This is a genomic window from Thermococcus sp. JdF3, from assembly GCF_012027495.1.
Classification (GTDB): domain Archaea; phylum Methanobacteriota_B; class Thermococci; order Thermococcales; family Thermococcaceae; genus Thermococcus.
This window is the reverse complement of the sequence record NZ_SNUK01000002.1, coordinates 412,373-426,343: the sequence shown is the minus strand read 5'-3', so window position 1 is coordinate 426,343 and position 13,971 is coordinate 412,373. Positions and strand designations below refer to the sequence as shown.

Annotated in this window: 15 protein-coding genes and 1 tRNA gene; 10 read left to right on the top strand and 6 right to left on the bottom strand. The window is 57.4% G+C overall.

The annotated features are described in order from the left end of the window. Positions 1-30: 30 nt before the first annotated feature. Positions 31-1,071, bottom strand: coding sequence for an NAD(P)-dependent glycerol-1-phosphate dehydrogenase (locus tag E3E42_RS04935; RefSeq protein WP_167903199.1), 1,041 nt, complete (start codon positions 1,069-1,071; stop codon positions 31-33). 72 nt (positions 1,072-1,143) lie between these two features. Here E3E42_RS04935 and E3E42_RS04930 point away from each other — a divergent pair, with 72 nt between their 5' ends. The 4 genes from E3E42_RS04930 to E3E42_RS04915 all read left to right on the top strand — a co-directional run bounded on the left by E3E42_RS04930 (position 1,144) and on the right by E3E42_RS04915 (position 3,501). Further along, positions 1,144-1,953 (top strand): DUF63 family protein, encoded by an 810-nt coding sequence (locus E3E42_RS04930; protein ID WP_167903029.1) that lies wholly within the window; start codon positions 1,144-1,146, stop codon positions 1,951-1,953. Between the two features lies 1 nt (position 1,954). Next, a complete protein-coding gene (locus E3E42_RS04925; RefSeq protein ID WP_167903028.1) occupies positions 1,955-2,725 on the top strand; it encodes a bifunctional fructose-bisphosphatase/inositol-phosphate phosphatase in 771 nt (256 codons plus the stop codon). After that, complete coding sequence (locus E3E42_RS04920; protein ID WP_167903027.1) at positions 2,715-3,332, top strand: rhomboid family intramembrane serine protease; 618 nt, start codon at positions 2,715-2,717, stop codon at positions 3,330-3,332. The genes E3E42_RS04925 and E3E42_RS04920 overlap by 11 nt, the downstream gene beginning before the upstream one ends. Positions 3,333-3,393: 61 nt before the next feature. Further along, a tRNA-Met gene (locus E3E42_RS04915) sits at positions 3,394-3,501 on the top strand. Between the two features lie 189 nt (positions 3,502-3,690). Here E3E42_RS04915 and gatE read toward each other — a convergent pair. The 3 genes from gatE to E3E42_RS04900 all read right to left on the bottom strand — a co-directional run bounded on the left by gatE (position 3,691) and on the right by E3E42_RS04900 (position 7,301). Continuing rightward, complete coding sequence (gatE, locus tag E3E42_RS04910; protein ID WP_167903198.1) at positions 3,691-5,577, bottom strand: Glu-tRNA(Gln) amidotransferase subunit GatE; 1,887 nt, start codon at positions 5,575-5,577, stop codon at positions 3,691-3,693. A gap of 5 nt (positions 5,578-5,582) precedes the next feature. Further along, positions 5,583-6,902, bottom strand: coding sequence for a Glu-tRNA(Gln) amidotransferase subunit GatD (gatD, locus tag E3E42_RS04905; RefSeq protein ID WP_167903026.1), 1,320 nt, complete (start codon positions 6,900-6,902; stop codon positions 5,583-5,585). Between the two features lie 105 nt (positions 6,903-7,007). Further along, complete coding sequence (locus tag E3E42_RS04900) at positions 7,008-7,301, bottom strand: transcriptional regulator (protein ID WP_148882479.1); 294 nt, start codon at positions 7,299-7,301, stop codon at positions 7,008-7,010. A 45-nt stretch (positions 7,302-7,346) separates the two neighbouring features. Between E3E42_RS04900 and E3E42_RS04895 the strand changes: the two genes are divergently transcribed. The 5 genes from E3E42_RS04895 (at position 7,347) to rsmA (ending at position 10,819) form a co-directional block, all read left to right on the top strand. Then, positions 7,347-8,507: a tRNA pseudouridine(54/55) synthase Pus10 gene (locus tag E3E42_RS04895; RefSeq protein WP_167903025.1), complete on the top strand. Its 1,161-nt coding sequence runs from the start codon at positions 7,347-7,349 to the stop codon at positions 8,505-8,507. Positions 8,508-8,643: 136 nt separating this feature from the next. Then, the gene (locus E3E42_RS04890) at positions 8,644-8,940 is read left to right on the top strand and encodes a 50S ribosomal protein L21e (protein WP_058939166.1); all 297 of its coding nucleotides are present in this window, start codon (positions 8,644-8,646) and stop codon (positions 8,938-8,940) included. Between the two features lie 2 nt (positions 8,941-8,942). Then, a complete protein-coding gene (locus E3E42_RS04885; RefSeq protein ID WP_167903197.1) occupies positions 8,943-9,311 on the top strand; it encodes an RNA polymerase Rpb4 family protein in 369 nt (122 codons plus the stop codon). 69 nt (positions 9,312-9,380) lie between these two features. Continuing rightward, positions 9,381-10,001 (top strand): DUF655 domain-containing protein, encoded by a 621-nt coding sequence (locus E3E42_RS04880; RefSeq protein ID WP_058939164.1) that lies wholly within the window; start codon positions 9,381-9,383, stop codon positions 9,999-10,001. Further along, positions 9,998-10,819 carry a 16S rRNA (adenine(1518)-N(6)/adenine(1519)-N(6))-dimethyltransferase RsmA gene (gene rsmA / locus E3E42_RS04875; RefSeq protein ID WP_167903024.1) on the top strand — a complete coding sequence of 274 codons (822 nt, stop codon included), beginning with the start codon at positions 9,998-10,000 and terminating at the stop codon, positions 10,817-10,819. The genes E3E42_RS04880 and rsmA overlap by 4 nt, the downstream gene beginning before the upstream one ends. Here the strand turns inward: rsmA and E3E42_RS04870 are convergent, their stop codons facing one another. Beyond that, the gene (locus E3E42_RS04870) at positions 10,820-11,362 is read right to left on the bottom strand and encodes a ferritin family protein (protein WP_167903023.1); all 543 of its coding nucleotides are present in this window, start codon (positions 11,360-11,362) and stop codon (positions 10,820-10,822) included. Between the two features lie 85 nt (positions 11,363-11,447). On the opposite strand from E3E42_RS04870, the gene E3E42_RS04865 reads away from it, so the two are divergent. Then, complete coding sequence (locus E3E42_RS04865) at positions 11,448-13,196, top strand: radical SAM protein (RefSeq protein ID WP_167903022.1); 1,749 nt, start codon at positions 11,448-11,450, stop codon at positions 13,194-13,196. Here E3E42_RS04865 and E3E42_RS04860 read toward each other — a convergent pair. Continuing rightward, positions 13,183-13,965: a hypothetical protein gene (locus E3E42_RS04860; protein WP_167903021.1), complete on the bottom strand. Its 783-nt coding sequence runs from the start codon at positions 13,963-13,965 to the stop codon at positions 13,183-13,185. The genes E3E42_RS04865 and E3E42_RS04860 overlap by 14 nt on opposite strands. Positions 13,966-13,971 lie beyond the last annotated feature (6 nt).

Genomic DNA, 13,971 nt, shown 5'->3' with positions numbered 1-13,971 from the left:
AAACACCTCCGTTTTGTGAAGCGGTGATCTTCAGATGACTCCGGTGATTTTAGCGGCCCTCTCCGCTGCCTCCCGCGTGAGGCCGTCCTTTCCGAGGATCGTGTACCTCTCGGGCCGTATCGTGTGGGCAATCGTGAGGGCCTCGATTATGTACTCCGGGTCGATCCCAAGCTCGTATGCGTTAGTTGGCGCCCCCACCCTCTTTAAGGTTTCCCTAACACGTTCCCACTTCATGCCGTGGAGGTAGGCCATTATTATCGTCCCAACGCCCACCTGCTCGCCGTGGAGGGCTGGCTTTGGCGCTATTGCGTCAAGTGCGTGGCTGAAGAGATGCTCCGCCCCGCTGGCAGGTCTCGAAGAGCCCGCTATGCTCATGGCCACGCCGCACGAGATGAGGCCCTTCACCACCTTCCTCACGCTCTCCTCGTTGCCCAGCCTTATTATGTCCGCGTTCTTTATCACCATCTTGGCGCTCATCAGGCTCAGCGAGGCCGCGTACTCGCTGTAGTACTCGCCCTTAATGCGGTGGGCCAGCTGCCAGTCCTTCACCGCCGTCAGGTTGCTTATCATGTCGCCCACGCCCGCCGCGAGGTAGCGGTAGGGGGCGGTTTTTATGACCTCGACGTCCGCCACGACGGCTATGGGAGGCACCGCTTTGACCGAAGTCTTTGCTCCGATGTCCTTTATCGAAGCGTTGGCGCTCGCTATGCCGTCGTGCGAGGCGGTGGTTGGAAAGCTGATGAAGGGAACTCCCGCTTTGAAAGAGGCGAGCTTGGCGACGTCGATTATACTTCCGCCGCCGACCGCTATGAGCCAGTCAAATTCACCGCCCCTGATTTCATCGAGGGTCCGGTTCACCTCCTCCATCGTCGCACCCTTAACGGTGAGGCCATCTACCTCGTACTCCGCCGAGAGGTTCTCCTCGACTTCCCCTCCGGCTATCTTCTTCGTGCGCTTTCCATAGAGCACGAGCGCTTTTCTTCCCAGGCCGATCCTCTTCGCGACGTTCACGACCTCTCCCTTGAGATTCTCGCCGAGCAAAACCTCTCGCGGGAGCTGCATCAGGTGCACTTTTCTCACCACCCCTAACCCTAAGGTGGGAAAAGCTTTAAGGCTATCGGAACAACCGTCTATGGTGGTCAAATGGGGCTCTACGAGTTCTTTTACGAGTACTTCATCAGGCCCATACAGGAGAACCAGGGTTACAACCCCGTGAATACGGTTGTCTACGCTATAATCCTGGGCATAGCGGTCCTGCTGCTGTACAAGATGCTCAAGCGAATGGAAATCAGGGTTGATGGCCGCTTCTTCAAGGCCCTCGTCCCGTACATAGTACTCGGCCCGCTGATGAGGAGCATGACGGACGTCGGAGTCCTCCCCAGAACGTACCTCACCGTGAGCCCCGGCGGCTACTTCGTCATAGCGGCCTTTGCGATAGCCTCCCTTTACGTCGTCTGGAGGCACTGCCCCGGCGAGAGGCTCTACCCGCTCTACCATGACTTCGGCTGGGTGCTGGTTGGGGGACTGCTCTTCCTGCTCGTCATAAACCTCGACAAGGTCAGCTTCAACTGGGAGGTTTTCAAGTACTTCATTCCCGCCCTGGTTATAGCGGAGGGGGCGGTATGGCTGCTCGCGAAGAAGGTCCCCGTTATCGCCGACAACAGCGTCCTTTTCTACACCCACTTCTACGACGCGACCACCACGTTCGTTGGAATTCAGTTCTTTGGCTACTGGGAGCAGCACGTTCTCGCGAGGTGGCTCATAGACACCTTCGGAACGGCGGCGATCATGTACCTCGAAAAGTTCTTCATCCTCCTTCCAGTGGTCTGGATACTCGACAGGTGGATGGCCGATGAGGATCCCGATCTGATAAACTTCGTGAAGCTGACGGTGTTCATCCTCGGCTTCGGGCCGGGAACGAGGAACCTGCTGATAATGCTGATGGGTGGTTGAGATGGAGATAGCGTGGAACGAAGTGGCCCTTGAGATGGCCCGAGAGGTTGAGAAGGTTGTGATGCCCCTCTTCGGGACCCCCGAGGCGGGGAAGACCGTGGGGACGAACGTGAGCGGGGACGTGACGAAATACGTTGACAAGGTCGCGGAGGACGTGGTCATCGGTCGTCTCGAGCCCCTGGGCGTCAACCTGGTGAGCGAGGAGATAGGCTTCATAGACAACGGGAGCGACTATACGGTCGTGGTTGATCCCATAGACGGTTCCTACAACTTCGCCGCCGGAATACCGATATTCGCCTTCAGCTTTGCGGTCTTCAGGGGGAAGGAACCCGTTTACGGGGCCATCTACGAATTCGTGCCGAAGCATTTCTACGAAGCGGTGCCGGGAAGGGGTGCGTTCATGAACGGCAGGAGGATAACGGTCAGGAAGCCGGAGCGTGGGAAAGAGGCTCTGAGCTTCTACACGCGCGGAAGGTGTACCGGAGTGATAAAGAGGGTCAAACGCGTTCGCGTCCTCGGGGCGATAGCCGTTGAGCTTACCTACCTGGCAAAGGGGGCCCTCGATGGCGTTATGGATATCCGGAACTACGTCCGCCCGACGGATATAGCCGCCGGTGTGCTGATAGCGAAGGAGGCGGGGGCCATCGTAACCGACGGGACGGGAAGGGAGCTGGAGATACACCTGAGCGCGACCGAGCAGACGAACATAATAGCCGTGAACGACCGCTACCTGCTCGATATGATAATGGAGGAGCTGGAAAATGGGCGTTGAAAGGTATTTCTACCGCTACGGAAAGGCGACGTTCACGCTATTCCTGATAAACGTGGCTGTTTACGTGGTCGAGTCTATCCTCGGCGGAAACCCGCTCAGCATAAACATCCGCGTTCTGCAACTCCTCGGCCAGTGGAACTACGCCGTCCTCAACTACGGCTGGTGGTGGCAGCTCATCACCGCGATGTTCGTGCACGTTGGCATACTCCACATAGGCTTCAACATGTACTTCCTCCTGATGATGGGCAGGCAGCTCGAGGGCATACTCGGACCCAGGCGGCTCGTCATGGTTTACCTCGTCTCGGGCCTTGCCGGGAACCTGCTGACGCTTCTCCTGTTGCCCCCCAACTCGGTCAGTGCGGGGGCGAGCGGGGCCCTCTTCGGCATAGTCGGAACGCTGATAGTCATCATGGGTGTCGTCGGGGGCAACATGCAGGGGGCGTTAATAAACGCCTTCGTGCTCTTCCTGATAAACAGCCTCCTGCCGAGCGTCAACGTCTACGCCCACCTCGGAGGTCTCGTCGTCGGAATGGCAGTGGGCTACTACTACGGCAAACGGATTAGGAGGCACCTGATGGCGAGGATGTATGGGTACGGGTATTATTAGGACCATCGCCGAAAGATTTAAAAATGCCTCCCTGGAGGTATAGGTCGAGCGCTCGGGTTGTGCCGGGGTAGCTTAGCCTGGTCAGAGCGCTCGGCTCATAGGGCCGCTCTCCTTCGGGGGAGCCTGAGAAACCGAGAGGTCCGGGGTTCAAAGCCCCGCCCCGGCACCACATTCACACCCGAAGCTGGGGGTGCACACCCAGCGTGTTTTTAACTGATGGTCCGTGAGAGCAATTCCAGATTCTGGTGGACGATTCTCGAACCGGTTGCATTTTCCTTTTGAAAGCCTCGTCCATTACGGCATGAAAGAGTCGAAAAAACCGGCAAAAATAACAAAAGAAATCATCAAAAGAACAGCCTCAGCTCAGCTCCCCTATCTTCTTCCTCACGAGCGAGCTGACGAGCTTTCCGTCCGCCCTTCCACGGAGCCTCGCCATGGCCCTGCCCATGACCATTCCCATCGCACCCATTCCCTTGGCCCTGATGACCTCGATGTTCGCCTGAACGACCTCGTCTATTATCCTCTCGACCTCTTCCTCGCTGAGGAGGGTGAGGCCCTTCTCCTCCGCCACCCGGGCGGCGCTCTTCCCGGGGTTCCTCGCCAGCTCCTTGAATATCTCCTCGAAGGCCTCCTTGGCTATCTTTCCACCGAGGTACAGGTCAAAGGCTTCTCTGATGTGCTCGTCGGTGATATTCTCGATGGGTGCCTCCTTTTTGAGTCCCTTGAGCACCACCACGAGGATCGAAGCCGCCAGCGAAGGCTTGACGCCCTTCTTCACGAGTTCCTCGAAGAGTTCGTCGCGCTCGTCGTTCACCAGCGTTTCGGCCAGGCTTCTGTCTATCCTGTACTCCCTGACGTAGCGCTCGACGCGTTCCTGCGGAAGCTCCGGCAGGTTTGCGAGGATTTCCTCCTTCATCTCGTCCGTTATCAGTATCGGCGGTATGTCGGTTTCCGGATACATTCTCGCCTTCCCCGGGAGCGGGCGCATGTACTGGGTGTTGCCGTCGGGTAGAGCCCTTCTTGTCTCCTCCGGAACACCCTCGATGGCTTCCCTGGCCCTCTGGACGACCTCGCGAAGGGCGTTCTTTGCGGTCTCCTCCCCGGCCGCGACGAGAACGAACGCATCCTCCTCGCCGAGACCAAGTTTTTCAATAACCGCATTAACCTCTAATTCTGTAATTCCATAGTTCGGTAATTCATCGATGTGGAAGATTCCCTTCACGTACTTCTTGGCCCTGTCCGCCATCTCGGTGCCCAGGCGCCTGCCGGGCTGTATCTCCTTCCCGATCAGGCCGCGGAACTTGGGGAGTTTAACGGCGAGAACCTTTCCACCCTTCTTTACGGTGCGGGCGATTATCTTCGAGCCGGTGTTTTGGAATATCTCGGTGACGTCGTGGAACTCCTCCGTTATGTCCTCGGGCCTGACACCGCGCTTCCTCAGCTCCTCGCGTATTTTGAGCAGGTTCACCTGTCTCTCTATCTCGCGCTCGATGATGACCGGAATCATGTCCAGCTCCTGGACACCCTTGATCTCGACCCTTGCCCCGCCCCTGATGGAGACGTTCAGGTCCTGCCTGATGGTTCCGAGACCGCGCTTGACCTTCCGGGTGGCCCTGAGCGCGTCGCCGATGTACTTGGCGACGACCTTTGCCTGCTCCGGGTGGTGTATATCTGGGGTGGTGCTTATTTCAACGAGCGGAATGCCGAGGCGGTCGAGGCGGTAGATGACCTCCTTCTCTCCCCTCTCGACGATACGGCACGCGTCCTCCTCAAGGCATATGGTGGGAATCCCGACGCTTCCCCAGGGGGTGTCCACCTTTCCGTTCATGGCGATTATGGCGGTTCTCTGGAAGCCGGAGACGTTGGAGCCGTCTATGACTATCTTGCGCATGAAGTGGACCTCGTCAACGGGGGTTGCGTTGAGGAGGTAGCTTATCTGGAGGGAAACTCTGAGCGCCTCCTCGTCCGGCATGTGGGGAGGCTCCTCATCCATGTAAACGAGGTCCGCCAGCCTGTAGTTGCCCTCGTAGATGTAGGTTTTTCCCTTCTTGAACTCCTCAAGGGCGGCCGGGTCGATTTCACCCAGCTCGCTTATCGTTGGCCTGAGCCTGCGCTGGAACGTGAAGTCCACCTCGTCGCTCATCTCGCTGGGGACCGGGGAGAACAGTCTCTTCGTGTCGAGCTGCCTGTGGATCTCAAGGCCCACCTTGAGGCCAAGCTCCTCGTAGTTGAACTTCTCAACCATCATCATCACCTCAGGAACGTGTCAAACCTCGTGTACGGCGTTATCTCTCCGGCGTAGTTCGTGAGCATCATCTCGCGCACTTCCTTCGGGTCATCGGTGTGGCCGAGAACCCACATGAGCTTGACGTAGGCCGTCTCTGGGAGCATGTCCTCGCACGGAATCACGCCGGCCTTCAGGAGCCTCCTTCCGGTGGAGTACACGTTGAGGTTCACCCTGCCGTAGAGGCACTGGCTCGTCATGCAGACGGCGACGCCTTCCTCTGTAGCGCGCTTTATCGAATCGATGACGTAGGTGGGCACGTGGCCGAGACCCGTTCCTTCGATGACCAGCCCCCTGTATCCCCTGTCGACGAAGAAATCTATTATCTCCGGCTGGATTCCCGGGAAGGCCTTGAGGATGGCCACCTTCTCCTCCATCTCGTCGTCCACCCATACCTCGCTCTCGGTTCTCCTGCGGTAGTCGTTCCTCATGAATTCGACCTTTCCGTCGCCCCATATCCTGGCGATTGGGACGTCGTTTATGCTCCTGAAGGCGTCCCTCCTGCTCGTGTGCATCTTCCTGGCCTTGGTTCCTCGGTGGGCGAGGCAGTAGGTGTCGCCCGTCTCGCCGTGCATGACGATGGCGACCTCACCGAAGTCGGCAGTCGCCATCCGGACGGAGCAGATGAGGTTCATCGCCGCGTCGCTGCTCGGCCTGTCGGAGCTCCTCTGGGAACCTACGAGGATGACCGGCTTTCCGAGATCGCGGAGCATGAAGCTGAGCGCCGAGGCGGTGTAGGCCATCGTGTCCGTTCCGTGGGCGATGACAACTCCATCCTCGCCGTTGTTCAGCATTCCGGCTACCTCGTGGGCTATCTTAACCCAGTACTCCGGGCGCATGTCCTCACTCATTATGTTGAAGAGCAGCTTCGGCGTTATGTTCGCTATGTCGAATATCTCGGGGACGGCTTTGGCGAGCTCCTCTGCGGTGAAGGCCGCGTGAACAGCGCCCGTCTTGTAGTCAATCCTGCTCGCTATGGTTCCGCCGGTTCCGATTATCGCGACGCTTGGAAGGCCCGGCTTCTTGGGGAAGACCTCCTCGAACTTCAGCTCCTCCCCGGGGGCGGCCTTCTCGATCACCTCGACCTCCAGGATTTGATCCACTAGAATTCCGACGTTGTACCCGTTGTCGAGCTTCAGCGTGAGGGTTTCGCCGCTGGACAGCTCGTAGGGGTTCATGACAACGCCCTCATAGACGCTCGTGTTTCCATTCTCCTTTTCGATTATCCGGACGTGATCTCCGACTTCGAGGCCTTTCTCCTTCATAAACCTCTCAACTTTCCGCATAACTCTCCCTCCGCCCTAAGCTGATACAAACCCAATATAAACCTTCGGGCTGGACAAGTGACAAAAACCAGCCACAATTATCGGCAAGCTTCGTCGAAATGACAACTATCTGGCCTCAATCTTAAACCGGGGTTCCTCTATCCACTCCGACCGGCACTTCGGGCAGCGGGAGGGGACGTTTATCTCCGGCCGGAAGACGAAGCCGCACTTCCTGCACTCCGCGGGCTTTATGAGGAGCACCTTCCCCTCGCGCTTGAGGGTCTTCTGGATGGCCTTCAGGTCCTCCAGCACGGTTTTCTTTGCACCCCTGCCGCGGAGCTCAAGGGCCAGTGCCAGCTCGCTCGGTGAGTAGTCCCTCTCCTCCAAAAGCTTTATTATTCTCTGCCTGCGAGTCATCATCGCGAGAAGCTTTGAGCCGTGGGATATAAATCTTAGGGTGAGAGCATGATAACCGAAAAGGCTGCGAAGGTTCTTGAATCTCACAAACTCTGCGACCACTGTCTGGGCAGACTGTTCGCGGGGCTTGGGAAGGGCACCAACGAGGAGCGCGGGAAGGCGGTAAGGTTCGTCCTCAACATGGAACGCTCCATCGAGGGCCTGCCCCCGGTTGAAGCACCCGAAACGTGTGAGCTGTGCGGTAACGTTTTCGAAAGGATTCCCGAACTCGCAGGAAGGATGGAGGAGGCCGCGGCTGGCGTCGAGTTTGAGACTTTCCTCGTCGGCTCCCGCTTCCCCGGGGAGGTTCGGGAGAACGAGAAGGCCCTCTGGGAGGAATTTGGAATCGAGACTGCTGAGCCTATCAACAGGGAGTTCAACCGTGAGCTCGGTAAGGCCTTTGGGAGGGCGACGGGAAAGGACACCGCCAAGAACCCCGACGTGGTTTTCATCGTCGAGCCGTATTCCGGTAGAATCGAGCTCCAGATAAACCCAATTTACGTCTACGGCCGCTACAGAAAGCTCGTGCGGGGCATTCCTCAGACACCGCTCCAGGACTTTGATGAGAGCGTTGCCTCGATCATCTGCAGGGCGGTCTCCAGGGCGAGCGGGGGGAAGTGCGTCTTCAAGGGGGCAGGAAGGGAGGACGTTGACGTCCGCATGCTTGGAAACGGCAGGCCATTTATCGTTGAGGTAAAGCGGCCGAAAAAACGGAAGCTCGACCTCGATGCAGTAAAGGGGGAGATAAACGCAAGCGGAAAGGTCGAGGTTCTGAACCTGCGCTTCGTTTCACCGAAAGAGGCCGAAGAGGTCCTCACACGGAATCACCGCAAAGAATACCTCGCGCTGGTTCTGGTTGAGGAGGGGGTAACCCCCGAGGAGGCCGAGGATGTTGCCGGAAAACTCAAAGGACTTGAAATTCACCAGAGAACCCCCTGGCGCGTGAGGAAGGCGAGGGCCGATAAAGTTCGCGTCCGGAGGGTTCACGAGGCGGAAGCAAGGTGGCTCGATGGGAAGCACTTCGAGCTCCGTCTCGTCACTGACGGAGGTCTGTACATTAAGGAGCTCATATCCGGCGATAAAGGGCGCACGAAGCCCTCGGTGAGCGACCTGCTCGGAAAACCTGCCTGGTGCGAGAGGCTTGACGTCATAAACATTCTCGATGACTGAAAACTTTATAAACGGTTCCCGCCGATTGGATAGCGGAGCCATAACCGGCTTAGTCCATACGCCGAAGAGGCGTGAAACTCTGAAAAATGCCTTTGCGTCTGTTGCGCGATGAGTAAAACCCTGCGAGGTGATTGGAATGGTTAAGAAAGCACACAGCTTCAGAAGGAAGACCCGCGGCAAGCTCAGCAAGAAGCCGAGGAGGAGAGGTCTCCCGCCCCTCACCAGGTTCCTCCAGGAGTTTGAGGCTGGACAGAGGGTTCACATCGTCATAGAGCCGAGCTACCACAGGGGCATGCCGGACCCGAGGTTCCACGGAAGGACGGGAACCGTCGTCGGTAAACGCGGCGATGCCTACGTCGTCCAGGTCAGGGATGGTGGCAAGGTCAAGACCTTCTTCATCCACCCGGTTCACCTCAGGGCTCAGAAGGGATGAGCATGATCGGGAGGAAGAAGCTCGAGGAGCGCTACCTCACGATATCCGAGACCAGGGAGCTCCTCGAGAGGCGCAAGGCTGAGGGCATGGTGGAGAACCCGGAGGAGCCCATGTTTTACGAGGCCAGGGTTAGCCTCGAGCACGCCGAGCGCTTTGCCAAGCTCAAGCCCGAGCAGGTCGCCGAGCTGAAGGAGAAGCTCCTCGGCCTCTTTGAGTGGATAGACGAGAGGATAGCCGTGAAGCTCGTGGACTTCATGCCCGAGGACTACTTCGACATCCGCGTTCTCTTTGCCAAGGAGGACTACATGCCCACCAGGGAGGAGGCCGAGGAAATAATAAGGCTCCTTGACGACTACCGTCCCGAGGAGTGACCCTCCTTTCCTTTTCTCTTAGACAAAGTATAAAAACTCCGGACGGGTATAATTTCTGGGGGAGAGACAATGGATAGGTACCGGAGACATTCTTACAGGGAAAGCCTCGACAAGAAGAGGCGGAATGTTGAGTATGAGGAGTACGCCTACGTGCTGGACTATCTGCCCGAGGGCTACACCGATTTAAAGACTGGAAGAAGAACCGGCAAGCCCGTTGCTCAGGTTATAGGTGAAAAGGCTTTCACACTGCTCGAGGTTGCCCCAAAGGAGGACCTCATGCTCTACGAGAGGGTCTTCATAGGCAAGGGGCAGAGGGACAAGATACTCATGATCAACAAGAAGATTCACTTCGATGACCTCACCGCCACTGCCAAGGCCGAGCTTCCGTACGTGGTTGAGGAGATAATCAAAAACAACGAGGAGCACTTCGTGAAGTTCTTTAACATGGCTCCCCCTATAACCAACAGGCTCCACAGCCTGGAACTCCTGCCCGGCATCGGCAAGAAGCACATGTGGGAAATACTCGACGAGCGCAAGAAGGAGCCGTTCAAGGACTTTGAGGATCTGCGCCACCGCGTTAAGGGGCTTCCAGAGCCGGCAAAGATGCTGGCGAAGCGTGTCGTTGACGAGATTGAGGGCAAGGACCGCTACCGCCTTTTCGTTGGCTCAAGGAGGATATTCAGGGTATGAGGGAGCGCCTCTTTTCTCTAATTTCAAAATACCACCTTAAGGCAAATTCTGACCTGGGACAGAACTTTCTGGTAGTGCCGGATATAATCGAGCGCAACGTTGAGCGGGCAGAGCTGGGTGAGAAAGACTCCGTTCTCGAAGTCGGGCCCGGCCTCGGGGTTCTGACGGATGCGTTGAGCAGACGCGCCGGGAAGGTGTACGCCATTGAAAAAGACCGTCGCCTTGTGGAGATTTTGAGGGCCGAATACGACTGGCCCAACGTTGAAATAATCGAGGGCGACGCCCTGAAGGTTGATTTCCCGAGGTTCAATAAGATAGTCTCCAATCTCCCGTATCAAATTTCGTCCCCCATAACCTTCCGCTTTTTGAGGCATGAGTTTGATCGTGCCGTTTTAATATACCAGCTGGAGTTTGCCCGGAGGATGGTGGCGGAGCCAGGGGATAAAAACTACTCCCGCCTGTCACTGATGGTTCGGGCGAAGGCCTACGCCGAGCTGGTGGAGCGCATCGGCAGGGGGGCCTTCTGGCCGAGACCCAAGGTTGACTCCGCGGTCATCGTTCTTGAGCCCAGACCAAGGGACGAGCGCATTGAACTGAACGAGGATCTGGTTAGGGCCCTCTTTCAGCACAGGAGAAGCACCGTCCTGGCGGCCCTCAAAAAGTCGCACCACATGCTGGGGCTGAGCAAGGAAGAGTTCAAACGGGTTCGCGGCCTCCTTGAGGCAGTGCCCCACGCCGGGAAGAGGGTCTTTCAGCTGACTCCCTTGGAGGTCAGGGATATAGAGGAGTTTCTCTCTGCGGAGGGCGTCCTGGGCTGATTACTCCCCCGGTTCGGTTCCGAACAGTGTTATGTGCAGGTTTCTGAGTTTCTGGTAGTGACCGTTCTCTATGTTCGCGAGCCACATGAGGGTTGCTTTTGAGTTTTCATCCTCCGTTCTCTCCGCCAGGTGCCGGTACACGTCGTGGGCCAGCTTCTCCGTTCCCATCAGGTATTCAAGGATCTCCCGGAGGTTACCGTGGTAGACCAGATCCTTCAGGCGCTCCTCCGACAGCTCTACTTCCAGAGGGGCAACGTTGACCTCTGGGGGCTTCTCCCCGGGAAACATTTCGTGGAACATCTTAAGAAGTGCTTCTGCGTGCCCGAGACTCTCCTTATAAAGCTGGAAAAACAGCTTGGAGACCCGCTCATCCCAGTTTACGTCGCGGCTGAGCTGGTAAAGCTTGTGGTACATTTCTGCTTTCTTCGCTTCCTGGTTCATCCAGTACGCCAGCAGTTCCCTGTGGTTCAGGTTTGAGATTGCCGTTAGTATCTCCCTAAACCTGGCCTTCTCCTCTTCCGTCCTGCGGGAAAGCTTTGCCATATCCCTCCCCGGTACGTTACGAGTTTTGAGTGTTTATACTTTTCGCCGGCGATTGATTTTTAAAAGGGCCCGCGAACTCCAGACCATGATAGTTGCCATCATCGACGGCTACACCGACGAGCCCGCGGGACTTGGTGTCCCCCCGTATCTGGGGATATACCCGCGCTATGCGTATGGCGCCGTAAAAAAGGCCCGAAGAGACGCGAGAATTTTCTATCTAACTATAGATGACCTGAGGGCCGCCCTTGAGGGTGAGAGGGGGGTGGCCACTAAGAACAAGACTCCGAACTTCCCCCGAACCCGTGAGATACTCGAGAGGGCGGACGTTCTCGTGTACATAGGTGGCCTGCACACCCCCGGCAAGTACCTCTCAGCAGTCCCGTCCCAGGTTGAGGAGGTGGCGAGGTTCCTCCGGCCGTTTCGGGGAGTTAAAATCCTCGGCGGCCCGGCGTTCATGGGCTCCGCCCACGCGGGCGGGACGAGGATAACCTCCCGCGAGCTTCTCCTTGCCCGGTCTGTCTTCGACCACATCGTCTACGGCGACCTCGAGGCGTTTCTGCACGACTACCTCGTTAATCCGTCCGATGCCGACCCCCTCCGCTTCAGGACCTACGGGGAGCTGAGGGACTACGCACTGCTCGGAGCGGAGGTGGTTCGGCAGTTTCCAGACTATCCCGACTTCGTGATAGCTGAGATAGAAACCCAGCGTGGCTGCCCCAAGGCGATGGGCATAGGCGGCTGCTCCTTCTGCACCGAGCCCGTGCGCTACAGGAACGTTGAGGACAGGCCCATTGAAGACGTCGTTGCGGAGGTCGAGGTCCTTTACACCCTGGGGGTGAGGCACTTCCGGGTCGGCAGACAGAGCTGCATCTTCTCGTACATGGCCAGACCTGACGGAAGAGTCCCGGTACCCAATCCCGAGGCTCTGGAGAAGCTTTTCCGGGGTATTCGCTCTGTTGCACCTGAGCTTAAGACCCTCCACGTGGACAACGCCAACCCTGCGGTCATAGCCAACTACCCCGAGGAGAGCGTCAGAATAGCCAGGATCTTAATAGAGTACGGAACCCCCGGAAACGTCGTTGCCTTCGGCCTCGAGAGTGCCGACCCGAAGGTGGCGAAGCTCAACAACCTGAACGCCACCGCCGAGGAGACCTACGAGGCGGTGAGGATACTCAACGAAGTGGGGGCAAAGCGGGGCCCCAACGGCATGCCGTGGCTCCTGCCCGGGATAAACGTGATTTTTGGTCTTCCAGGGGAGACAAAGAAGAGCTATGAGCTGACTTTCCAGTTTTTCAGGAGACTCCTGGACGATGGGCTGATGGTCCGCAGGATAAACATCAGACAGGTGGTTGTCTTTCCGGGAACTCCCCTGTGGCACATGAGGGATAGGGTCAAGACCGAAAAGCACAAGAAGCTCATCCAGCACTACAAATACAAGATAAGGCACGAGATAGACCTCCCGATGCTCAGGCGCGTTGTTCCCGTGGGAACCATCCTCCGCGATGTCCGCGCGGAGGTCCTTGAGAACGGCCTGACCTACGGCAGGCAGATAGGAAGTTATCCCCTGATCGTGGGCATGCCCAAGGAGGTGCCCCTGAACAGGTTCTACGACGTCCTGATAGTTGGACATGGGTACCGGAGCATCACAGGAGTTCCCGTCCCGATAAACGTCAACCGTGAGAGCCCCAGGGTTCTTCAGTACCTGCCGGGGATTGGGAAGAAAACCGTGGTGAGAGTACTGGCGGAGAGGCCTTTCGGGAGCAGGGATGAATTCTTCCGGGTGGTGGGGGAAGAGAAAAGGAAAACCCTTGGGGATGTAATCACCCTGAAGTAGTGGTCTGGTTCTCGGTGGGCCACTTAAACTGCATGATTTTTTCGATTAACACCACTTCCGCACGGAGTGCGCCGTCGGATTTGCCCTCGAGGACTATCAGCCCGGGTCTGGGAACGATGACCCTGTTCACCTCGGCCCCTTCCGCCGGACCCAGCAGCACAACTGCCAGGTGGTCTTTGTTGCCTATCCTCCCCAGCCCGAGGGAGGTCTTTGTCATGAAGGAGAGGTACCTGGTGTCGTGGCGCTTCATGGTCTCTTCGTATGCGTACTGTCTCGCGCTGGCCTCGTCCATCCCGTTCTTCAGGGCCTCAACGTAGTAGTACCGTTTAAACAGTGTGGCAGTGAAGGCACTCATCTCAGCCACTGCCGCGGTGCGGTCCGAGCAGCTTCCCGTAAACTCCTCAGGATTGGAGGAACAGACCTTGACGCTGGGGTCTCCAAGCACGATTGTGAAGCGCTGGTAGGGCGCGTTCATCGTCATGTTTACATCGACTTCGGGTATGCCCGTTATATACCCCGTAACGTTGATGGCGTAGCCCTTTGTTCCCTCGGGTATTCTGAATCCGCGCATTGTTAGATTGACGTACTGGGGAAGCGTGAAAACAGCGTACTGGCCGCTCGGGAACCTGAGTACTATGTATGTGTGCTCCGGAGCGGGTTTGTCAGGGTTTACTGAGACATCATATTTGGAGTATCCGTACAGCAGGTAGCCGATGGGCGAGAGAATCAGGACTGCCAGAACAAGCGCGACCAAGAACTTCCTTGACACCCTGGA